The 20,979-nt window shown below is 65.6% G+C and carries 19 protein-coding genes; 17 read left to right on the forward strand and 2 right to left on the reverse strand.

Going from position 1 to position 20,979, the window contains the following annotated elements; all coding sequences use genetic code 11:
* The first annotated feature begins 39 nt into the window (after positions 1-39).
* The 6 genes from ybeY to trmB all read left to right on the forward strand — a co-directional run bounded on the left by ybeY (position 40) and on the right by trmB (position 5,910).
* Entirely contained in the window at positions 40-537 is a 498-nt protein-coding gene (ybeY, locus tag AKN84_RS37235; RefSeq protein ID WP_050425386.1) for an rRNA maturation RNase YbeY, read from the forward strand.
* Position 538: 1 nt separating this feature from the next.
* The gene (locus AKN84_RS37240; RefSeq protein ID WP_050425387.1) at positions 539-1,651 is read left to right on the forward strand and encodes a hemolysin family protein; all 1,113 of its coding nucleotides are present in this window, start codon (positions 539-541) and stop codon (positions 1,649-1,651) included.
* Entirely contained in the window at positions 1,648-3,261 is a 1,614-nt protein-coding gene (lnt, locus tag AKN84_RS37245) for an apolipoprotein N-acyltransferase (protein WP_050425388.1), read from the forward strand. Before AKN84_RS37240 ends, lnt begins: the two co-directional genes overlap by 4 nt.
* Before the next feature lie 264 nt (positions 3,262-3,525).
* Complete coding sequence (locus AKN84_RS37250) at positions 3,526-3,942, forward strand: helix-turn-helix domain-containing protein (RefSeq protein ID WP_021082652.1); 417 nt, start codon at positions 3,526-3,528, stop codon at positions 3,940-3,942.
* Between the two features lie 106 nt (positions 3,943-4,048).
* Complete coding sequence (locus AKN84_RS37255; protein WP_050425407.1) at positions 4,049-5,173, forward strand: M20 family metallopeptidase; 1,125 nt, start codon at positions 4,049-4,051, stop codon at positions 5,171-5,173.
* Complete coding sequence (gene trmB / locus AKN84_RS37260; protein WP_050425389.1) at positions 5,170-5,910, forward strand: tRNA (guanosine(46)-N7)-methyltransferase TrmB; 741 nt, start codon at positions 5,170-5,172, stop codon at positions 5,908-5,910. The genes AKN84_RS37255 and trmB overlap by 4 nt, the downstream gene beginning before the upstream one ends.
* A gap of 115 nt (positions 5,911-6,025) precedes the next feature.
* Here trmB and AKN84_RS37265 read toward each other — a convergent pair whose 3' ends face one another.
* Together AKN84_RS37265 and AKN84_RS37270 are read right to left on the reverse strand one after the other, a co-directional pair.
* Positions 6,026-6,868 (reverse strand): phytanoyl-CoA dioxygenase family protein, encoded by an 843-nt coding sequence (locus AKN84_RS37265; protein ID WP_050425390.1) that lies wholly within the window; start codon positions 6,866-6,868, stop codon positions 6,026-6,028.
* Between the two features lie 216 nt (positions 6,869-7,084).
* A complete protein-coding gene (locus AKN84_RS37270; protein ID WP_050425391.1) occupies positions 7,085-8,155 on the reverse strand; it encodes a DUF2336 domain-containing protein in 1,071 nt (356 codons plus the stop codon).
* Positions 8,156-8,507: 352 nt separating this feature from the next.
* Between AKN84_RS37270 and rimP the strand changes: the two genes are divergently transcribed.
* The 11 genes from rimP (at position 8,508) to AKN84_RS37325 (ending at position 20,966) form a co-directional block, all read left to right on the forward strand.
* Positions 8,508-9,296 (forward strand): ribosome maturation factor RimP, encoded by a 789-nt coding sequence (gene rimP / locus AKN84_RS37275; protein ID WP_050425392.1) that lies wholly within the window; start codon positions 8,508-8,510, stop codon positions 9,294-9,296.
* Between the two features lie 3 nt (positions 9,297-9,299).
* Positions 9,300-10,916 (forward strand): transcription termination factor NusA, encoded by a 1,617-nt coding sequence (nusA, locus tag AKN84_RS37280; protein WP_050425393.1) that lies wholly within the window; start codon positions 9,300-9,302, stop codon positions 10,914-10,916.
* A gap of 15 nt (positions 10,917-10,931) precedes the next feature.
* Positions 10,932-11,618 (forward strand): RNA-binding protein, encoded by a 687-nt coding sequence (locus AKN84_RS37285; protein ID WP_050425394.1) that lies wholly within the window; start codon positions 10,932-10,934, stop codon positions 11,616-11,618.
* 108 nt (positions 11,619-11,726) lie between these two features.
* Positions 11,727-14,429 carry a translation initiation factor IF-2 gene (gene infB, locus AKN84_RS37290; RefSeq protein ID WP_050425395.1) on the forward strand — a complete coding sequence of 901 codons (2,703 nt, stop codon included), beginning with the start codon at positions 11,727-11,729 and terminating at the stop codon, positions 14,427-14,429.
* Positions 14,430-14,587: 158 nt separating this feature from the next.
* Positions 14,588-14,998, forward strand: a complete 411-nt coding sequence (gene rbfA, locus AKN84_RS37295; RefSeq protein ID WP_028343913.1) for a 30S ribosome-binding factor RbfA — start codon at positions 14,588-14,590, stop codon at positions 14,996-14,998.
* Positions 14,998-16,107, forward strand: a complete 1,110-nt coding sequence (truB, locus tag AKN84_RS37300) for a tRNA pseudouridine(55) synthase TruB (RefSeq protein ID WP_050425396.1) — start codon at positions 14,998-15,000, stop codon at positions 16,105-16,107. The genes rbfA and truB overlap by 1 nt, the downstream gene beginning before the upstream one ends.
* A gap of 2 nt (positions 16,108-16,109) precedes the next feature.
* The gene (rpsO, locus tag AKN84_RS37305) at positions 16,110-16,379 is read left to right on the forward strand and encodes a 30S ribosomal protein S15 (RefSeq protein ID WP_050406190.1); all 270 of its coding nucleotides are present in this window, start codon (positions 16,110-16,112) and stop codon (positions 16,377-16,379) included.
* A 313-nt stretch (positions 16,380-16,692) separates the two neighbouring features.
* Positions 16,693-18,849: a polyribonucleotide nucleotidyltransferase gene (gene pnp / locus AKN84_RS37310; protein ID WP_050425408.1), complete on the forward strand. Its 2,157-nt coding sequence runs from the start codon at positions 16,693-16,695 to the stop codon at positions 18,847-18,849.
* Between the two features lie 190 nt (positions 18,850-19,039).
* A complete protein-coding gene (locus AKN84_RS37315) occupies positions 19,040-19,774 on the forward strand; it encodes a superoxide dismutase (protein ID WP_050425397.1) in 735 nt (244 codons plus the stop codon).
* A gap of 122 nt (positions 19,775-19,896) precedes the next feature.
* Entirely contained in the window at positions 19,897-20,373 is a 477-nt protein-coding gene (locus tag AKN84_RS37320) for a GNAT family N-acetyltransferase (protein ID WP_050425398.1), read from the forward strand.
* Complete coding sequence (locus AKN84_RS37325) at positions 20,370-20,966, forward strand: glutathione S-transferase family protein (protein WP_050425399.1); 597 nt, start codon at positions 20,370-20,372, stop codon at positions 20,964-20,966. The genes AKN84_RS37320 and AKN84_RS37325 overlap by 4 nt, the downstream gene beginning before the upstream one ends.
* Positions 20,967-20,979: the final 13 nt, after the last annotated feature.

Raw genomic sequence — 20,979 nt, forward strand, 5'->3', positions numbered from 1 at the left:
GATGCGGGTTCCGGCCATAACGCAGATTTTGAAACGAACGTGTCCGCTTTTCCTGCAACCGAGGTTCTCGTCACCGCCGAATGCTGGCAGGCCGAGCCCGACGCCGACGCGGTGATCCATCGTGCCATCGAGGCTGCCGCCGCAATCACCGATGCCGATGTCGCCGATGCCGAGCTTGCGGTGATGCTGACCGACGATTCCGGGATCCGCACCCTCAACGCCAACTGGCGCAGCATCGACAAGCCGACCAATGTGCTGTCGTTTCCGGCACTGCAGCCGGAAGGCGGCGGTGGACCCGACGATGCTCCGCGCATGCTCGGCGACATCGCGATCGCCTACGAGACGACGCGGCGGGAAGCCGATGATGAACAGAAACCGTTCGACCATCATTTGAGCCACCTCGCGGTGCATGGCTTCCTGCATCTGATCGGTTACGACCACGAGAACGACGACGATGCCGAGGACATGGAGGCGCTCGAGCGCGAGATCCTGTCCTCGCTCGGCATTCCCGACCCCTATGCGGATCGGATCGCCTGACATGCCGGATTCCGAACCGACCCACGACAATCCGCGCAACGTGAGCAACCTGCCCGCGGTGGTGCACGACGGCGAGGTGCAGCGCCCGGCCGCCGAAGGCTGGCTGGTGCGCGCGATCCGCACGCTGTTCGGCTGGAAGGCCGGCTCGGTGCGCGACGATCTTCAGGTGGTGCTCGACGCCTCGACGCCCGACGATGTCGGCTTCTCGGCGATCGAGCGCACCATGCTGCGCAACATCCTGTCGCTGAACGAGCGGCGGATCGCCGACGTCATGGTGCACCGCGCCGACATCGTCGCGGTCAAGCGCGACATCCCGCTCGGCGAATTGATGAGCCTGTTCGAGAGCGCCGCGCATTCGCGGCTCGTCGTCTACAACGAGACCCTCGACGATCCCGAGGGCATGGTGCACATCCGCGACCTGCTCGCCTTCATGACCGCGAAGGCGCGCGTCACCGATGCGACCAAGACGAAGCGCAAGAAGCCATTCCCGGCCGGGCTCGATCTGCGCAGCGTCGATCTCGCGCTGCCGCTGGCCGAAGCCCATATCATCCGCAAGCTGCTCTACATCCCGCCGTCGATGCGCGCGATCGACCTCTTGGCGCAAATGCAGGCCTCGCGCATCCATCTCGCGCTGGTGGTCGACGAATATGGCGGCACCGACGGGCTGGTGTCGATCGAGGACATTGTCGAGCAGATCGTCGGCGAGATCGACGACGAGCACGATTCCGACGAGCCGCCGTCCATCGTCCGCCAGCCGGACAACTCCTTCATTGCCGACGCACGCGCCAGCCTCGACGATGTCCGCTCGGTGATCGGCGAAGACTTCGTGACCGGCGAGGCCGGCGAGGAGGTCGAGACGCTGGGCGGCTATCTCGTCTCGTTCGTCGGCCGCCTGCCGGTGCGCGGCGAGGTGATTTCCGGTCCCGGCAATTACGAGGTCGAAGTGCTCGACGCCGATCCGCGGCGGGTCAAGCGCGTGCGGGTCACGACACGCAAGGAACGGCCGGCACCGCGCAAGGAACGCGAGCGGCGCCGCGAGCAGGCACCGGACTCCGGCAACCCGCAGGCGAATGACAACATGCCGCCGCCCGGCGAGGGAGCCGGTCCGCAGTGAGGCTGTCAGACAAACTCCGCTCGGTCGGGCTTGCGATCATTTTGACCTGGGGATGGAAGCGCGCGGTGCTCGCGCTCGCAGCCGGCGCGTTGTCCTCGCTGGCGATGGCGCCGTTCAACGCCTGGCCGGTACTGTTCCTGACGTTTTCGATCGCGGTCTGGCTGATCGACGGCGCTGCTGCCGGGCGCGGGCGCGGCATACCCGCCGCAGCGCTATCCGGCTTCTGGTTCGGCCTCGGCTATTTCGTGCCGGGACTGTACTGGATCGGCTACGCCTTCTTCGTCGATGCCGACACCTTCGCCTGGCTGACGCCGTTCGCGGTGCTCGGTCTGCCTGCCTATCTCGCTTTGTTCACCGCCTTCGGCTTCGCGCTGGCGCGGCTGATCTGGCCGCGCGACGCCTCACGCGTGCTCGCGCTGGCGGTCAGCCTGACGATCTCTGAGTGGCTGCGCGGCCACCTCCTCAGCGGCTTTCCGTGGAATGCCTTCGGCTACGCGCTAACCGAGCCGCTGGCGCTCGCGCAGACCGCATCGCTGATCGGGCTGTGGGGCATGACGTTCCTGGCCGTCGCGATCTTCGCAAGCCCGGCCGTGCTGATCGACGGCGCCTCGCGCGGCCGCAAGCCGTGGCGTGCGCCGGTGGCCGCGGTGCTGGTCCTCGCGGCGATGCTGGCATTCGGCGCATTCCGCCTCTCGCAGCAGCCGACCAGCATGGTCAGCGGGGTCAAGCTGCGCATCATGCAGCCCGATCTGCAGCAGGACGCCAAGTTCAACTACTCCGCCAAGGCGGCGGTGATGCAGAAATATCTCACTCTGTCGGATCGCGCCTCCGGGCCGCATTCGACCGGCGTGAGCGACGCCACCATCCTGATCTGGCCGGAATCCGCGTTTCCGTTCTTCCTGACCAAGGAAGCCGACGCGATGGCGCAGATCGCCGATCTGCTGCCGAAGGGAACCGTGCTAATCACCGGCTCGGTGCGCGCACCCGATCTGCCACCGAACGTCCGCATCACGCGCGCCTATAATTCGATCTACGTCATCGACCACGACGGCAGCGTGCTCGCGGTCTACGACAAGCTGCACCTTGTGCCGTTCGGCGAATATCTGCCGTTCCAGGACTGGATGGAGAAGCTCGGCCTCGTGCAGCTCACCAAGGTGCAGGGCGGCTACATTCCCGGCACGATCCGCCGCACGCTCGACATTCCCAATGCGCCGCGCGCGCTGCCCTTGATCTGCTACGAGGCGATCTTTCCCGGCAATGTCGTGAGCCGCGACGATCGTCCCGGCTGGATCGTCAACGTCACCAATGACGGCTGGTTCGGAATCTCGACCGGCCCTTATCAGCATTTGCAGCAGGCCCGGCTGCGCTCGATCGAGGAAGGCCTGCCGCTGGTGCGTGCCGCGAATACGGGCATCTCGGCCATCATCGACCCGCTCGGGCGGATCGTCGCGCAACTCGGGCTCGGCGTCGAAGGCGTGCTCGATGCCGGCCTGCCGGCCGCGGTCGCGCCGACGATCTATGTGCGTGCCGGGAACATCCCGGCCGCTGTGATTGTGTTGGTTGCCCTCGCAATCGTATCGCGGAGACGTTTTGTCAGGCGAAAAGCCTGATCCTGCATATCGCCGGTTGTCGCCGAACCCGAAAAAACGTCGAAATTCACCTCAGCGCGATTCCACCAGTTGACAGATCGACCGTGCACTTCGCATTGTACGGGTCCACGCGAAATCACAAGCCAAGTCAGCCCCTTTGCGCAAATTGTCCGCATTTCGTCCCGATCCTCCTTGCAGGATTTGACGGCACCGGCGCCTGAGGCATACTCCACGTCCAACTTGCCTCACCCCCCCCGGGCGCGCAATCCCTTAGGAGAGTTGGAGATGTCCACCAAAGCGCCCAATCCTGTTGACAAATATGTCGGCAGCCGCGTCCGTATGCGACGCATCATGCTCGGCATGAGCCAGGAAAAACTGGGCGAGGCGTTAGGCCTGACGTTCCAGCAGGTGCAGAAATACGAGAAGGGCACCAACCGTGTCGGCGCGAGCCGACTGCAGCAGATCTCCGAGATCCTGCAGGTGCCGGTCTCTTTCCTGTTCGACGGCGGCCCGAGTGGCGTCAAGACCGCTGACGGCTTCAGCGAGGGCTCCTCGCCGGCCTATGTGTCCGACTTTCTGGCAACCGCCGAAGGCCTGGCCCTGACCCGCGCGTTCACGCGAATCGCGGACGCCAAGCTCCGCCGCAGCATCGTCGAACTGGTCGAGCAGATCGCGGCGCGCGAGGCGGCCGAACAGGTCTGATCCAGCCTTATCCGTTTGAGAGATCGTCAAATCTGGAATATGTCATTCCGGCGTACGTTAAGGCGTGCGCTGAATGACAACGCAATTCCTGAGCGACGACAACAGCATGTCCAGCAACCCGTTCGAAACCGCTGATATCCTCGACGGCATTCGCCGCTGGGTCGAAATCGAATCTCCGACCGAGCGGCCGGACCAGGTCAACAGACTGGCTGACCTCGTCGCGGCTGAATATCGCGACCTGCCGGCCACCGTCGACCGCGTTGCGGGACGCGACGGCTGCGGCGATCATTTGGTCACGCGCTCGTCCTGGGGACAGGACGCTCCGGGCATTCTGGTGCTGAGCCATCTCGACACAGTTCATCCGATGGGATTCATCGAACGGTTACCATTCAAGATCGAAGGCGACAGCGCGTTCGGTCCGGGCATCTACGACATGAAGGGCGGCGCCTATCTCGCCTATCATGCGTTCCGGCAGGTCTGCGCCGATGACGCGCGCCCGCCGCTCGGCATCACCCAGCTCTACGTCTCGGACGAAGAGATCGGCAGCCCGACCTCGCGCGCGCTGATCGAGGCCGAGGGACGCAAGGCCAAATACGTGCTGGTGACCGAGCCGGCGCGTGACGGCGGCAAGATCGTCACCGGGCGCAAGGGCGTGGCCCGGTTCGACGTGCACATCAAGGGCGCGCCCGCGCATGCCGGCACGCGCCCCGAAGACGGCCGCAGCGCGATCCGGGAGCTCGGCAATGTGATCCAGACGCTGGAGGCGATGAACGATCTCAAGCGCGGCGTCACCGTCAATGTCGGCGTGGTCCGCGGCGGCACCAAGCCGAACGTGATCGCCGAAGAGGCCTATGCGGAAGTCGACATGCGGGTGCCGTCGATGGCCGACGCCGACGAGCTGGTGCCGAAGATCCTCGGCATCACCTCGCGCACCGAGGGCGTCAGCGTGAAGGTGACCGGGGAATTGAACCGCCCGCCCTACGAGAAGAGCAACGCCGGCGCCGCGCTCTACGAGCACGCCAGGGAGCTTGCAGGCGAACTCGGCTTCGAGCTGCTCGATGTGTTCACCGGCGGCGGCTCCGACGGCAACTTCACCGCACCGCATACTGCAACGCTCGACGGCCTCGGCGTCGACGGCAAGGGCGCGCACACCCATTACGAGCAGCTCTATATCTCCTCGATCGAGCCGCGCGCGCGCCTGCTCTACCGGCTCTATCAGACGCTGCGATGACACCGGCTCCGAACGACACCAGCGATCGCGATTCCCCGGAGGACGGCGCGATGGCCCATTCGCGCGGCTCGTTCTTCGGCCGGCGCAAGGGCCACAGACTGCGTTCGCACCAGGCGGACCTGATCGACAATCTGCTGCCACATCTTTCGATCGACATCGCGGTGCCGGCGCCCGAGGCGCTGACCGAATTGTTCGATAACGGCACCACGAATGTCAGGCTCGAGATCGGCTTCGGCGGCGGCGAGCACCTGATCGCAGAAGCCCAGGCGTTTCCGAATACGGGCTTCATCGGCTGCGAGCCCTACGTCAACGGGATGGCGAAGATCCTGACTCAGATCGAGGCGCTGAATATCGGCAACATCCGCCTGTTCGCCGGCGACGCCGCCGAGCTATTGGCCTGGGCGCCAGCGCGCTCGCTCACGCGCATCGACCTGATCCATCCCGATCCCTGGCCGAAGCGGCGGCACTGGAAGCGGCGCTTCGTGCAGGATGCAACAGTCGCCGCAATGACGCGGCTGCTTCCGCCCGGCGGTGAATTCCGCTTCGTCAGCGACATCGACGATTACTGCGCGTGGACGCTCGCGCATCTGATGCGCTCGCCCGACTTCGCCTGGCTCGCCGAGCGCGCGACCGACTGGCTCGAGCCGTGGCCGAACTACACGATGACGCGCTACGGCGCCAAGGCCGAGCGCGAAGGCCGCAAGGCGGCATATCTGCGGTTCAAGCGGTTGCCCTAAGGCTCGTCATTCCGGGGCGTGCGAAGCACGAACCCGGAATCCATCAGGCCACATGCGCAAGCTGAGAAATGGATGCCGGGTTCGCGCTACGCGAGCCCCGGAATGACGGAAACTGCTATCCCTGCTCCGCCATGCGCGCCTTCCTGACGTCGGTCGCCTCCCACACCATGCGCTTGCCGCGCTCGCGGCCGAGCAGTTCGATCGGATCGTGGTTGTCGATGTGGCCGAACTGGCCCTTGTAGACGCTATATCCGCACAATTCCTGCAAGCGGCGCGGAAAGCGCGCCGCGGTCTCGCGGGGAATGCCGAGCTGCAGGTTCTCCTGCTGCCGCATCCAGCCCCAGCAATAGGCGCAGGAGAACGCGAAGCGCCGCGCATCGCTCGTGTTGGCGCCGCCGCCATGCCACAGCGCAGAGTCGAACAACATCACGCTGCCCGCCGGCATGGTCGCGGTGACCGCGTCGTAATCCTTGCCGTATTCCGGCGACGAATCGAATTTGTGGCTCGCCGGAATGATCCGCGTCGCGCCATTGTCGTCGCGGAAATCGGACAGCGCCCAGATCGCATTGATCGTGATCGGAATGTGCGGCCGCGGCAGCGGGATCAATTGGGTGTCTTCGTGAATCGGCTGTGCCTCCTGGCCGGAGCCGAGCACCAGCGAGCAGAACGACGACAGCAGGCATTCCCGGTCCAGCACGCGCTCGACCACCGGCAGCACGTTCTCGTGCAGCGGCACCTCCCAGAACAGCTCGTCATAGGTCAGGAGGTTGTTGATGCGCAGCGTCTTGAAGCCTTCGAACGATGTCCGGGCAAGGCCGAGATTATGCTCGCGCTCGATCCGCTCGACCGCCGCCTTCAATCCCTCGACCAGGTCAGGCGAGGCGGCGCGCTCGATCACGGTGTATCCGTCATCGCGGATCCGCTCGGCGTGCGATTGGATATCGGCGTCCGTCAGCATGGCAATCTCCCCGTTGGCGCTGTGTCGCGCCTTGCGGAAAGCATAGCGGAACGATTTTGGGTTTGGGAAGCACGCATTGTGATCCGTCATGCTGAGGAGGCCGCACAGCGGCCGTCTCGAAGCACGACGGCCCGACTGCAACAGCGCGGCCGTGCATCCTTCGAGACGCGCCTGCGGCGCTCCTCAGGATGACGGGTTCGAATATTGGCGCCTGAACTATCGCGACTTCCAGAAATCCACGACGCGCTGCGCAGTCGACGGCATCAGGCGAGTGAAGTTCACCCGCGCACCTTCGATATCGGCCGGTGACGGCACGCGGTTCGGCCCGAGCCGCATCAGGATCAGGGCACGCACGGTTGGCCATTCGAAGCCGACCGTCTTGCTGGCGATCAGGATCGGGTCGTAGCGGTCGCCGGCGATCAGGCGATCGAGCGTGACGATCTTCACGGCGGTCATCGCGGCGAGCGCGGCGACGCATTCCTCATATTTGAAGGCCTTTGCGAAGCCTGCCACCGCAGCCTCGTTCAGTTCGCCGGCGCGATGCAGCGCCATGATCGCGCGCTGCGCGGCGGCGAAATCGCGCCCCTCGACCTGCGCGACGACGCCTTCGATCTCGCTCATCGCCAGCTTGATCTCGGCCTGCCGTTCCGGCTTGGCGACGACTTGCAAGCGGCGGCGGATCACGTCGATCGAACCGGCCAGCAGGTTCTTCAAATGCGCGGGCGGGAGATCGTCGCGGCGCCCGATCCGCAAGGTCAGCACGCCGTCCTGGCCGGCGCGCCGCACCAGCGTCGAAAAGGACGCATCCGAGAACGCGGCGCCCGCATTGCCGGCCGCGCATCGGATCACGTCGCGATCGCCGCGGCGGACGATGACATCGGTCAGCGCGGTCGAAAGCTTCGACCGCTCGGCCATTGCAAGCAGATGACCTTGGCCCTTGGCATTGGCGATCTCGACCAGCACCTTCTCGTCGATCACCGGCGATCGGCGCAGCACCGGCCCCGCGATCGCGACCTCGTCCTCGCGGGCGAGTTGCCCGACCAGATGGCGCGGCGCGTTTGCAAGCGGCGCGAGCCGTTCGGCGAGATCGATCCGCGCCGCAAGCTCGGCATGCGGCACCAGGCTGGTCAGCACCCCGTCGAACAGGTCGATATGGTCGGGGCGAAAGCTCGCGGCACCCTGCAGGAACAATTCGCCGAGCCGCCGCGCGGCCTCGGCGCGGCGCTTGGGGTCGCCGCGGCGAACGATGTCGTCGAGTTCCGGGATCAGCGCGGGGGCTGTCGTCATGAGCCTTGTCCAACCGGCGACTTCTGCCGATTTTCGGCAATCTATGGCCCCGTTCGTAAACGGAGGGTTAGGTCAAACCTGTACCCGGGGAGGGGCAAAATCGCCCTCCGCCGGGAAGGGAGGCCTTGCCGGACCCCGGCAAAAGGGCTATATCCACCGCAACTTATGGTATCTCATACGATCGCGTAGGAGAGTGGGCCCCCCGGGACCCGCTCTTTTTTATTACCTGACGGGACCCAGCGAGGCCGAGTCCAGTTTGGGTAGCGTTAGCGGCCCCTTAAGGCCACCTGAACAACACAACAGACCCAGCCTCTAGACCCAAGAAAACCTAAGACAGCCTTTGACACTCGATATGACCGACCCGACCGCCACGTCCGTGGACACCGAACTGCTCGCCGAGCCCAGGCTCGTCGTCGAGCCCGGGGTCGCGGCGCGCGTCGCCGCGGTCGCAGTGCCGGTGCTGCAGGGCATGGGCTATCGCCTGGTGCGCATCAAGGTTTCGGGCGACGCCGGCTGCACCGTGCAGATCATGGCGGAACGCCCCGACGGCTCGATGCAGCTCGAGGATTGCGAGGCGATCTCGCGCGCACTGTCGCCGGTGCTCGATGTCGCCGACCCGATCGAGCGCGCCTACCGGCTGGAGATTTCGTCGCCCGGCATCGACCGCCCGCTGGTGCGCCGCTCCGATTTCGAGCGCTACACCGGGCATCTCGTGAAGATCGAGATGGCGGTGCCGCATCAGGGCCGCAAGCGGTTCCGCGGACTGCTTGCCGGGGTCGAGGGCAATGCGGTGCGCGTCACGCGCGACGATCCGCGTCCCACCGAGGATGCCGAGGTTCTGCTGGTGATGGAAGACATCTCGGATGCGCGGCTGGTGCTGACCGACGAGCTGATCGAGGAATCGATGCGCCGCGGCAAGGCCGCCGAGCGCGAGCTGCGCCGCGAGCTCGGCCTCGCGCCGCCGCAGCCGGCCCACGCCAAGAAGAGCGATCCGGCGAAGAGCCAGAAGCCGAAACCCAAGCCCGATCACAAGCCTGGTCACACGACCGGCAAGAAGCCGGCTCCGACCAACACGAAAAAGCACCGCCTGGCCGCCGAGCGCGCGCGCCGTGGCGAGATCGATCCATTCGAAGGAGACTAAGCCATGGCAGTCAGCGCCAACAAACTCGAACTGCTGCAGATCGCAGACGCAGTTGCGCGCGAAAAGTCGATCGACCGCTCCATCGTGATCGCGGCGATGGAAGACGCCATCGCCAAGGCCGCTCGCGCCCGCTACGGCAGCGAGACCGACGTCCATGCCGAGATCGACGCCAAGAAGGGCGAGCTGCGGCTGACCCGCCACATGCTGGTGGTCGACGTTGTCGAGAACTCCTCCAACCAGATTTCGCTGTTCGACGCGCAGCGCGCCAATCCGGGCGCCCAGGTCGGCGACACCATCGCCGACACGCTGCCGCCGCTCGAATATGGCCGCATCGCGGCGCAGTCCGCCAAGCAGGTGATCGTGCAGAAGGTGCGCGAGGCCGAGCGCGACCGGCAGTACCAGGAATTCAAGGACCGCATCGGCGACATCGTCAACGGCATCGTCAAGCGCGTCGAATATGGCAGCGTGATCGTCGACCTCGGCCGTGGCGAGGCGATCGTGCGCCGCGACGAGATGCTGCCGCGCGAAGTGTTCCGCAACGGCGACCGCGTCCGCGCCTATATCTTCGACGTCCGCCGCGAGACCCGCGGTCCGCAGATCTTCCTGTCGCGCACCCATCCGCAGTTCATGGCGAAGCTGTTCGCGCAGGAAGTGCCGGAAATCTATGACGGCATCGTCGAGATCAAGGCGGTCGCCCGCGATCCGGGCTCGCGCGCCAAGATCGGCGTCATCTCGCGCGATTCCTCGGTCGACCCGGTCGGCGCCTGCGTCGGCATGCGCGGCTCGCGCGTGCAGGCCGTGGTGAACGAGCTGCAGGGCGAGAAGATCGACATCATTCCGTGGTCGCCGGACATCGCGACCTTCGTCGTCAACGCGCTGGCGCCCGCTGAAGTCGCCAAGGTCGTGATCGACGAAGACCGCGAGCGCATCGAGGTCGTGGTTCCCGACACCAACAACCAGCTTTCGCTGGCGATCGGCCGCCGCGGCCAGAACGTTCGCCTCGCCTCGCAGCTGACCGGCTGGGACATCGACATCCTGACCGAGCAGGAAGAGTCGGAGCGCCGCCAGGCCGACTTCGAGAACTCGACCCGCGTGTTCATGGAAGCGCTCAATGTCGACGAAGTGGTCGGCCAGCTGCTCGCCTCCGAAGGCTTCACCTCGGTCGAGGAACTCGCGCTGGTCGACGTCAAGGAACTCGCCGGCATCGAAGGTTTCGACGAGGAAACCGCGACCGAGCTGCAGACCCGCGCCCGCGAATATCTGGAACAGCTCGAGGCCGAGCTGGAAGCCAAGCGCAAGGAACTCGGCGTCGAGGACGCCATGAAGGACGTCCCCGGCATCACCGGCAAGATGCTGGTGAAGCTTGGCGAGAACGACGTGAAGACGGTCGAGGACCTCGCCGGCTGCGCCACCGACGATCTGGTCGGCTGGACCGAGCGCAAGGAAGGCGGCGAGCCGACCAAGCATGCCGGGTTCCTCGATGGCATCGAGATCTCGCGCGACGAGGCCGAGGCCATGATCATGCAGGCCCGCCTGAAGGCCGGCTGGATCACCGAGGCCGACCTCGCCAAGCCTGCCGAGGAGGCTGACGCCGCCGAAGCAGAAACAGCGGCGTCGTAAGGAGATGGCCCACGGATGCTCGCTCAGGCTGACCCCGATCTCGACGATGGGCCGCGGACGCAGAAGTCCGCGACCACGCGGATGTGCGCGGTCAGCCGCGAGGTGCGTCCGATCGACGAGCTGATCCGGTTCGTCGTCGCGCCCACGGGCGAGGTGATCCCGGATCTGAAGCGCAAGCTGCCCGGCCGCGGATTATGGGTTTCCGCGTCGCGGCGGAGCGTTGCGGAAGCGGTCCGCCGTCACCAATTTAGCAAGGGATTCAAGCGCGATGTCCGTGTCGCGCCGACCCTTCCCACCGACACCGACGCACTCTTGGTGCGCAGCGTCACCGAGGCCCTGGCGATGGCCGCCAAGGCCGGTCAGGTCGTCGCAGGCTTCGGCAAGGTCGAGGACGCACTCAACCGGAACGAAACTGCAGCCCTGATCCACGCTTCCGACGGCGCAGCGGACGGAATCCGCAAATTGGACGCGATCGTCAGGCAAAGGGGCGAAAAACGTGGTGAAACGCCGGTAATCGCCGTCGTCAATGTTTTGACGTCGGAAGAATTGGATTTGGCACTTGGGCGGTCAAATGTGATACATGCTGCGCTGCTCGCGGGCCCAGCGAGCAAGACGTTCCTGTCGCGCTGCCAGATGCTGGTCCGATACCGGATGGCCGACGACGACAAGACCGCCGAAGCGGCCAGAAATTCCAGAGCCTGATCCAGGAAGGCGGACGCCGTCTTTCCGACCGGATCATGCTCAGCAAACGACGACAGGTTGAACGATTTGTGCGGCGGACGCACAGCGAAACGAGATTAGGACTGCTGAATGGTTGATACCAAGACCCCTGGCGACAAGACTCTGAGTGTCCCGAGCAAGACGTTGTCGCTGAAGCCGCGCGTCGAGACGGGCACCGTGCGCCAGAGCTTCAGCCACGGCCGGACCAAGCAGGTCGTGGTCGAGAAGCGCGGCAAGCGCCGCGTCGGTGGCGATGGTCCCGGCGAGGCGCACGCGCCGGAGCCCGTGGTTGCAAAGCCCGCGGCGCCCGCCCCCCGGCCGCCGCAGGGCCGCCCTTCGGGGCCGCCTCCCGGCCAGCAACAGCGCAACACCCGCTCCGGCGTGGTGCTGCCGACCCTGACTGAAGACGAGCGTTCCGCGCGTGCCAGCGCGCTGGCCGATGCACGGCAGCGCGACATCGAGGAGCGCCGCCAGGCCGAAGAGGAAGCCAAGCGCCGTGCCGTCCGCGAAGCTGCGGAGAAGGCAGAGCGCGAGGCCGCCGAGGCCCGCCGCAAGGCGGAAGAGGAACGTCACCGCCACGAGGAAGAGGCCAAGCGCAAGGCCGAGGTCGAGGCCAAGCGCCGCTTCGGCGAAGGCGAGGCCAAGCCCGGCGCGGCGCCCGTCGCTGCACCGGCCAGGCCCGCGACACCCGCACCTGCTGCATCTGCTCCGGCCGCCCGTGCACCCGCATCACGCCCGACGACCACGACAACCGCGCGCACACCGGCCTCTGCGCCGAGGCCGGCGGCGGTTGCGGCCGGGCCCGACGAAGACGAAGGTCCGCGCATGGTGCGCCGCCCCGGCGGCGCCGTGCGCCCCGTCGCGGCTCCGAAGACCACCCACAAACCCGGTCCGCAGAAGGAGCGCGGCCGCCTCACTCTGACCACTGCGCTCAACGCCGACGACGTCCGCGAGCGCTCGATCGCCTCGTTCCGCCGCCGCACCCAGCGCCTGAAGGGCCATGCGTCGAACGAGCCCAAGGAAAAGCTGATCCGCGAAGTCACCATCCCGGAAGCGATCACGATCCAGGAACTCGCGAACCGCATGTCGGAGCGCGCGGTCGACGTCATCCGCATGCTGATGAAGCAGGGCGCGATGCACAAGATCACCGACGTGATCGACGCCGACACCGCGCAGCTGATCGCCGAAGAGCTCGGCCACAGCGTCAAGCGCGTCGCCGCGTCGGACGTGGAAGAAGGCCTGTTCGACGTCGTCGACAATTCCACCGATACCGAGCCGCGCTCGCCTGTCGTCACCGTCATGGGTCACGTCGACCACGGCAAGACCTCGCTGCTCGACGCGCTGCGCCACGCCAATGTGGTGTCGGGCGAAGCCGGCGGCATCACCCAGCATATCGGCGCCTATCAGGTGACCTCGCCGGAGACCGGCACCAAGATCACCTTCATCGACACGCCCGGCCACGCCGCGTTCACCGCGATGCGCGCCCGCGGCGCCAAGGTCACCGACATCGTTGTGCTGGTGGTCGCGGCCGATGACGGCGTGATGCCGCAGACGATCGAAGCGATCAACCACGCCAAGGCGGCCAAGGTGCCGATGATCGTGGCGATCAACAAGATCGACAAGCCCGATGCGCGGCCGGAGCGCGTGCGCACCGAATTGCTGCAGTACGAGGTGCAGGTCGAATCGCTCGGCGGCGACGTCGTCGACGTCGAAGTCTCGGCGAAGAACAAGACCAATCTCGACAAGCTGCTCGAGATGATCGCGCTGCAGGCCGAAATCCTCGACCTGAAGACCAATTCGGAGCGTCCGGCGGAAGGCACCGTGATCGAAGCCAAGCTCGATCGCGGCCGCGGTCCGGTCGCGACCGTGCTGGTGCAGCGCGGCACGCTGCGCGTCGGCGACATCATCGTGGCCGGCGCCGAGATGGGCCGCGTCCGCGCGCTGATCTCGGACCAGGGCGAGAATCTCGAAGAGGCCGGCCCGTCCGTGCCGGTCGAGGTGCTCGGCTTCAACGGCCCGCCGGAAGCCGGCGACCGTCTCGCCGTCGTCGAGAACGAAGCCCGCGCCCGCCAGGTCACGAGCTACCGCGCGCACCAGAAGCGCGAGAACGCCGCGGCCTCGATCTCCGGCATGCGCGGCTCGCTCGAGCAGATGATGTCGCAGCTCAAGACCGCGGGCCGCAAGGAGTTCCCGCTGATCGTCAAGGCCGACGTGCAGGGCTCGCTGGAAGCGATCCTGGGCTCGCTCGAGAAGCTCGGCACCGACGAAGTCGCCGCCCGCATCCTGCATGCCGGCGTCGGCGGCATCTCGGAATCCGACGTCACGCTGGCGGAAGGCTTCAACGCCGCGATCATCGGCTTCTCGGTCCGCGCCAACAAGGAAGCGGCGGCCGCGGCCAAGCGCAACGGCATCGAGATCCGCTACTACAACATCATCTACGACCTCGTGGATGACATCAAAAAGGCGATGTCCGGCCTGCTCGCGCCCACGCTGCGCGAAACCATGCTGGGCAACGCGCAGATCCTGGAAGTGTTCAACATTTCCAAGGTCGGCAAGGTCGCGGGCTGCCGCGTCACCGACGGCACCGTGGAACGCGGCGCCAACGTTCGCCTGATCCGCGACAACGTCGTGGTGCACGAAGGCAAGCTGTCGACGCTGAAGCGCTTCAAGGATGAAGTGAAGGAAGTGGTCTCCGGCCAGGAGTGTGGCATGGCATTCGAGAACTACGGCGACATGCGTGTCGGCGACGTGATCGAATGTTACCGCATCGAGACGATCCAGCGCTCTCTGTAAGTCCAAATCTTACGAAGCGTTGGGTCCATTTAACTGAAAATGCGCCGACGTGGCCGGACTTTGGTCCGGCCACCAGCGCATTGCCCGATTGAAAGCAAAGTCAGGACATTGATGCCCGCGGCCACGGCCTGCGGGCGCGACGGTTTTGGAAGAAGGTCATGCCCCGTCAAAAGAAGAGTTCCAGCCCCGGCGGCTCGCAACGTCAGCTGCGCGTCGGCGAAACGGTTCGCCATGCGGTTGCCGAGATTCTGTCGCAGGGTGAGGTACACGATCCCGATCTCGAAGGCCACATCATCACCGTGCCCGAGGTGCGTATGTCGCCGGACCTGAAGCTCGCGACGATCTACGTGATGCCGCTCGGCGGCCGCGACACCGACACGGTGATATCTGCGCTCGAGCGCAACAAGAAGTTCCTTCGCGGCGAGATCGCGCACCGCGTCAACCTGAAATTTGCACCCGACATTCGCTTCCGCGTCGACGAGCGGTTCGACGAGGCGGAGCGCATCGAGAAACTACTGCGGACACCTGCGGTGCAGCGAGACCTTGCACCCGATTCGGACGACGAGTGATGACTGTGATGACGACCAGCAGCGTGATCGACGCGAAGGATACCGACGCGCGCGACGCTGAGCGGGATGCTTTTGCCGGGCAGCGCAGCGACGATGCGCGCCGCACCAACAACGACCCGCGCCAGAAGCAGGGCAGGCAGAACCAGCAGCCGCGCCGCGACAAGCGTGATGTCCATGGCTGGGTGGTGCTCGACAAGCCGATCGGGATGACCTCGACGCAGGCGGTTGCCGTGCTCAAGCGCCTGTTCCAGGCCAAGCGCGCCGGCCATGCCGGCACCCTCGACCCGCTTGCCTCCGGCGGGCTGCCGATTGCGCTCGGCGAGGCCACCAAGACGGTGCCGTTCGTGATGGACGGCCGCAAGCGCTACCGCTTCACGGTGTGCTGGGGCGAGGAGCGCGACACTGACGACACCGAGGGCCGGCCGGTCCGGACCAGCGAGAACCGGCCGAGCGCCGATTCGATCCGCGAGCTGCTGCCGCGCTTCACCGGGGTGATCGAGCAGATCCCGCCGCAATATTCGGCAATCAAGGTGCAGGGCGAGCGGGCCTACGATCTGGCGCGCGACGGCGAGACCGTGGAACTGAAGCCCCGCCCGGTCGAGATTCACGAATTAACCCTTGTAGAACATGGAGATAACGGACAATCCGTGTTCGAGGCCGAGTGCGGCAAGGGAACCTATGTCCGCGCCTTGGCCCGCGATATGGGCCGGATTCTGGGCTGTTTCGGCCATATCTGCGCCCTGCGGCGGACCCTGGTCGGTCCGTTTACCGAGGCGGACATGATTCCGCTGGAACAGTTGGAGGCTTTATGCAATAGAGCCGCGTCTGGCGAGGGCAGCCTCGCCGACGCGCTTTTGCCCGTTGAGACCGCGCTGGACGACATCCCGGCACTGGCCGTCACACGGGCTGATGCGGCAAGGCTCCATAGGGGCCAGGCCGTTTTGTTGCGCGGACGGGATGCGCCCAATACTAGCGGCACAGTCTATGTCACGGTGGCAGGCCGGCTTCTCGCGCTTGCTGAAATTGGCAATGGCGAACTCATCCCCAAGCGCGTGTTCAACCTGAACGGACTGACTGCCGGTCCGGCTCGCAACAATGAAAGTAACTGACGATGTCGATTACCGCAGAGCGCAAAGCGGAAGTCATCAAGACGAATGCCACCAAAGCCGGCGACACCGGCTCGCCCGAGGTTCAGGTCGCGATCCTGTCGGAACGCATCAATAACCTCACCGAGCACTTCAAGAGCCATGTGAAGGACAACCATTCACGCCGCGGCCTCCTGAAGCTCGTGTCGACGCGTCGCTCCCTGCTTGACTACATCAAGCGCAAGGACGAGGCGCGCTACAAGGCGCTGCTCGAAAAGCACAACATCCGTCGTTGATTTGAGAAGCACGCGCGCGAAGGTTCGCGCGCGTTTTCGCATGGTCGTCCGTGAACCCGGGCTTTCGAATTATCGAAAGATGATCATGCGCAGCATGGCAGTCGCGCCATGCCAACTAGCGTCCAGCAGCAATCCGGCCGCTGGACCGGGCAAGATGCCCAGATGACCGAAAGGATGGACGCCATCCGAAATCCAGGGACCATGGCAGGATCGCCGGATGCTGACCGCAGCAGCGCGTCAGTGTCTCGCCGTCTTGGCATGGTCTTTGTGTTTCAGGGCGCCGTGCTTTCGTGAAACCATGAAAGAAACCGAAATGTTCAATTCGCATTCCGTCGAGATCGACTGGGGTGGACGTCCCCTCAAACTAGAAACCGGCAAGATCGCCCGCCAGGCCGACGGCGCCGTGATGGCGACCTACGGCGAGACCGTGGTGCTTGCCACCGTCGTCGCGGCGAAGGCGCCGCGCGAAGGCGTCGACTTCCTGCCGCTGACGGTCGACTACCAGGAGAAGACCTACGCCGCGGGCCGCATTCCCGGCGGCTATTTCAAGCGCGAAGGCCGTCCGACCGAGAAGGAGACGCTGGTCTCCCGCCTGATCGACCGTCCGATCCGTCCGCTGTTCGTCGATGGCTGGCGCAACGAGACCCAGGTGATCGTCACCGTGCTCTCGCACGACATGGAGAACGATCCGGACATCGTGTCGCTGGTCGCCGCCTCCGCCGCGCTGACGCTGTCGGGCGCCCCGTTCAAGGGTCCGATCGGCGCCGCCCGCGTCGGTTTTGCCAATGACGAGTTCATCCTCAACCCGACGCTGGACGAGATGACCGAGACCCAGCTCGACCTCGTCGTCGCCGGCACCGCCGACGCCGTGCTGATGGTCGAGTCGGAAGCCAAGGAGCTCAACGAGGACGTGATGCTCGGCGCGGTCATGTTCGGCCACCGCCACTTCCAGCCGGTGATCAACGCGATCATCGAGCTCGCCGAGAAGGCCGCCAAGGAGCCGCGCGAAGTCACCACGATCGACAATTCGGAGATCGAGAAGGAAATGCTTGGCCTTGCCGAGCAGGAGCTGCGCAAGGCCTACGCGATCCCGGTCAAGCAGGAACGCTATGCCGCGGTCGGCGCCGTCAAGGAGAAGGTGCTGGCGCACTTCTTCCCGGAAGGCCAGGAGCCGAAATACGACAAGCTCCGCGTCGCCGGCGTGTTCAAGGAACTGGAAGCCAAGATCGTTCGCTGGAACATCCTCGACACCGGCAAGCGCATCGACGGGCGCGACGCCAAGACCGTGCGCAACATCATCGCCGAAGCCGGCGTGCTGCCGCGCGCCCACGGCTCGGCGCTGTTCACCCGCGGTGAGACCCAGGCGATGGTCGTGACCACGCTCGGCACCGGCGAGGACGAGCAGTACATCGACGCGCTGTCGGGGACGTACAAGGAAACGTTCCTGCTGCACTACAACTTCCCGCCCTACTCGGTCGGCGAAACCGGTCGCCTCGGCGGCACCAAGCGCCGCGAGATCGGCCACGGCAAGCTCGCCTGGCGCGCGATCCACCCGGTGCTGCCGCCGCACCACGAGTTCCCGTACACGATCCGCGTGGTCTCCGAGATCACCGAGTCGAACGGCTCGTCCTCGATGGCCTCGGTCTGCGGCGCCTCGCTGTCGCTGATGGACGCCGGCGTGCCGCTGAAGCGGCCGACCGCCGGTATCGCCATGGGCCTGATCCTCGAGGGTCAGCGCTTCGCGGTGCTGTCGGACATCCTCGGCGACGAGGATCATCTCGGCGACATGGACTTCAAGGTCGCCGGCACCGACCAGGGCATCACCTCGCTCCAGATGGACATCAAGATCGAGGGCATTACCGAGGAGATCATGAAGGTTGCGCTTGGCCAGGCCAAGGAAGGGCGCATCCACATCCTCGGCGAGATGGCCAAGGCCCTCACCGCGGCGCGCGCCGAACTCGGCGAATACGCTCCGCGCATCGAGACCTTCAAGATCGCCACCGACAAGATCCGTGAAGTGATCGGCACCGGCGGCAAGGTGATCCGCGAGATCGTCGAGAAGACCGGCGCCAAGGTCAACATCGAGGACGACGGCACCGTGAAGGTCGCCTCCAATGACGGCGAGGCGATGAAGGCTGCGATCAAGTGGATCAAGTCGATCGCCTCCGATCCGGAGGTCGGCCAGATCTACGAGGGCACGGTCGTCAAGGTGATGGAGTTCGGCGCGTTCGTGAACTTCTTCGGCGCCAAGGACGGCCTCGTCCACATCAGCCAGCTCGCTGCCAACCGCGTGCAGAAGACCTCCGACGTCGTCAAGGAAGGCGACAAGGTCAAGGTCAAGCTGCTCGGCTTCGACGATCGCGGCAAGACCCGCCTGTCGATGAAGGCGGTCGATCAGGAGACCGGCGAGGACCTCGAGGCCAAGCAGAAGGCCGACGCGCCCGCGCCGCGCGAAGCTGCCGGCGAGTGAGCCTCAAGCAAATCGATTGCTACGAAAGGGCGGCCCTGTGGCCGCCCTTTTTAGTTTGTCGAGGCAGGCGCCAACCAACCTCCGCTGGTCGGCATGCGCGGTTTTGACCCGACATTGTGACCGGCACCGTTGGAACCCGTTCACAACTCGCGCCTAACATCAGGACGCTTTCCCACTACGGAGAACCACGATGTCCTCGATGTCCCGACGCCATTTGATCATCGCAGCAGGCGGCATCGCCGCGGCCGCCGCCTCGTCACGCGCCGCATTCGCACAAGCCGCGACGCCGGCGCCGGGCGGGCCGTTCAAGATTGATCCGCTGGCCTATCCCGCCAATGCGCTGGAGCCGCATATCGATGCCAAGACGATGGAGATCCATCACGACCGGCATCATCAGGCCTATGTCACCAACCTCAATAATTTCGCCAAGGACAATCCGCAGATCGCGGAGAAGCCGGTCACCGACGTGCTCGCCAATCTCGGCAGCGTGCCGGAGGCGATCCGCACCGGCGTGCGCAACAACATGGGCGGCCACGCCAACCACACGATGTTCTGGCAGATCATGGGTCCGAACGGCGGCAAGCCCGACGGCGAGGTGCTCGGCGCTGTTGACCGCGACCTCGGCGGCATGGAGAAACTCCAGACCGACTTCAATGCCGCCGGCGGACGCGTGTTCGGCTCCGGCTGGGTGTTCGTCACCGTGACCAAGGACGGCAAGCTCGCGATCGAGACGCGGCCGAACCAGGACAATCCGATCATGGACGGCAAGCGTGCGCTGTTCGGCAACGATGTCTGGGAGCACGCCTATTACCTGACCTACCAGAACCGCCGGCCCGATTACCTCAAGGCGTGGTGGAACACGGTGAACTGGAAGGCCGTGGCCGAGCGGTATGCGGCCGCCAAGGCCGGCACGCTCGGCGTGTGAGCCGCGGGCTCGCCGCTCGCCAGGAACCGCGTTACGTTCGAACGCCCGCGAGACGATCGCGGGGCTTTCACCCTTACGTCCGAGCGTCGCGCCGCCGGTGTCGAGCGCCATGGGGATCGACGATGACGCTGCCGACCATCCGCCCTGGCCGCCCCGACGAACATGACGTGATCGCGCGCGTCTGGATGGAGAGCTGGGTCTCGACCGGGCTCTCGCAAGCGAGCGAGAGCCTGTTGAACGATCTGCGCGCCCGCCTGCCGCGCGAGATCGCCGGCGGCTGGAGCCTGTTCGTCGCCGACGATCACGGCACCATCGCCGCCTTGCTGGCGCTGCATGTGCCGACCTTGCTGCTCGACCAGCTGATGATCGCGCCAAGCCATCAGGGCCAGCGCCTCGGGCGCCATCTGCTCGCCTTCACGCGCCGGCAAATGCCCGACGAGATCTGGCTGAAATGCGTGCGCGAGAATGACAAAGCCTGGCGCTGGTACGAGCGCGAAGGTTTTCTGTTCGAGAAAGAATCCCTCAATCCGGTGACCGGCTTCACGATGAAGCACTACCGGTGGAGGAGAACAAACCACACGTCGGAGGTTAGCTCATGATCAAGCTGTACTGGTCGCCGCGCTCGCGCTCATTCTCCGCCATCTGGCTGCTGGAGGAATCCGGCCTGGCTTATGAGCGGGTGCTGACCGACATCAGCACCGGCGCGCAGAAGTCGCCGGAGTTCCTCAAGATCAACCCGATGGGCAAGGTGCCGGCGTTGACCGACGGCGATGCCCAGCTCGCCGAGGCAGCGGCGATCTGCGCCTATATCGCCGATCGCTATCCCGAGACGAAGCTCGCGCCGGCCACGATCGACCCCAAGCGCGCACGCTATCTGCAATGGCTGTTCTTCTCGCCGAGCTGCATCGAGCCGGCGCTGATCCAGCTCTTCACCAAGCTCGAGGTGCCGACCAGCACCGCAGCGTGGGGCAGCGCGGCGCAGGTGTTCGACGTGCTCGATGCCGAGCTGCAGAAGGGACCGTGGATCCTCGGCGAGCAATTCTCCGCCGCCGACATCGCGATCGGCGCGGGACTGAACTTTGCGGTGCGCATCTTCAAGATGGTGCCGCCGCGGCCGTCATTCGAGGCCTATATCGATCGCTGCGTGGCGCGGCCCGCATTCCAGCGCGCGGAGAAGATTGCGGCGGGGTGAGACGCGGTCTTGC

The sequence above is a fragment of the Bradyrhizobium tropiciagri genome (assembly GCF_001189845.1).
Lineage (GTDB): Bacteria > Pseudomonadota > Alphaproteobacteria > Rhizobiales > Xanthobacteraceae > Bradyrhizobium > Bradyrhizobium tropiciagri.

What these genes read in the sequence shown, in the direction of transcription:
- AKN84_RS37270 (WP_050425391.1), bottom strand. Translation starts at nt 8,155, where the DNA reads ATGACGACAGCCCCCGCGCTGATCCCGGAACTCGACGACATCGTTCGC.
- pnp (WP_050425408.1), top strand. Translation starts at nt 16,693, where the DNA reads ATGTTCAATTCGCATTCCGTCGAGATCGACTGGGGTGGACGTCCCCTC.
- AKN84_RS37325 (WP_050425399.1), top strand. Translation starts at nt 20,370, where the DNA reads ATGATCAAGCTGTACTGGTCGCCGCGCTCGCGCTCATTCTCCGCCATC.
- AKN84_RS37265 (WP_050425390.1), bottom strand. Translation starts at nt 6,868, where the DNA reads ATGCTGACGGACGCCGATATCCAATCGCACGCCGAGCGGATCCGCGAT.
- AKN84_RS37250 (WP_021082652.1), top strand. Translation starts at nt 3,526, where the DNA reads ATGTCCACCAAAGCGCCCAATCCTGTTGACAAATATGTCGGCAGCCGC.
- AKN84_RS37320 (WP_050425398.1), top strand. Translation starts at nt 19,897, where the DNA reads ATGACGCTGCCGACCATCCGCCCTGGCCGCCCCGACGAACATGACGTG.
- rpsO (WP_050406190.1), top strand. Translation starts at nt 16,110, where the DNA reads ATGTCGATTACCGCAGAGCGCAAAGCGGAAGTCATCAAGACGAATGCC.
- rbfA (WP_028343913.1), top strand. Translation starts at nt 14,588, where the DNA reads ATGCCCCGTCAAAAGAAGAGTTCCAGCCCCGGCGGCTCGCAACGTCAG.
- infB (WP_050425395.1), top strand. Translation starts at nt 11,727, where the DNA reads ATGGTTGATACCAAGACCCCTGGCGACAAGACTCTGAGTGTCCCGAGC.
- AKN84_RS37240 (WP_050425387.1), top strand. Translation starts at nt 539, where the DNA reads ATGCCGGATTCCGAACCGACCCACGACAATCCGCGCAACGTGAGCAAC.
- truB (WP_050425396.1), top strand. Translation starts at nt 14,998, where the DNA reads ATGACTGTGATGACGACCAGCAGCGTGATCGACGCGAAGGATACCGAC.
- AKN84_RS37315 (WP_050425397.1), top strand. Translation starts at nt 19,040, where the DNA reads ATGTCCTCGATGTCCCGACGCCATTTGATCATCGCAGCAGGCGGCATC.
- trmB (WP_050425389.1), top strand. Translation starts at nt 5,170, where the DNA reads ATGACACCGGCTCCGAACGACACCAGCGATCGCGATTCCCCGGAGGAC.
- rimP (WP_050425392.1), top strand. Translation starts at nt 8,508, where the DNA reads ATGACCGACCCGACCGCCACGTCCGTGGACACCGAACTGCTCGCCGAG.
- nusA (WP_050425393.1), top strand. Translation starts at nt 9,300, where the DNA reads ATGGCAGTCAGCGCCAACAAACTCGAACTGCTGCAGATCGCAGACGCA.
- AKN84_RS37285 (WP_050425394.1), top strand. Translation starts at nt 10,932, where the DNA reads ATGCTCGCTCAGGCTGACCCCGATCTCGACGATGGGCCGCGGACGCAG.
- AKN84_RS37255 (WP_050425407.1), top strand. Translation starts at nt 4,049, where the DNA reads ATGTCCAGCAACCCGTTCGAAACCGCTGATATCCTCGACGGCATTCGC.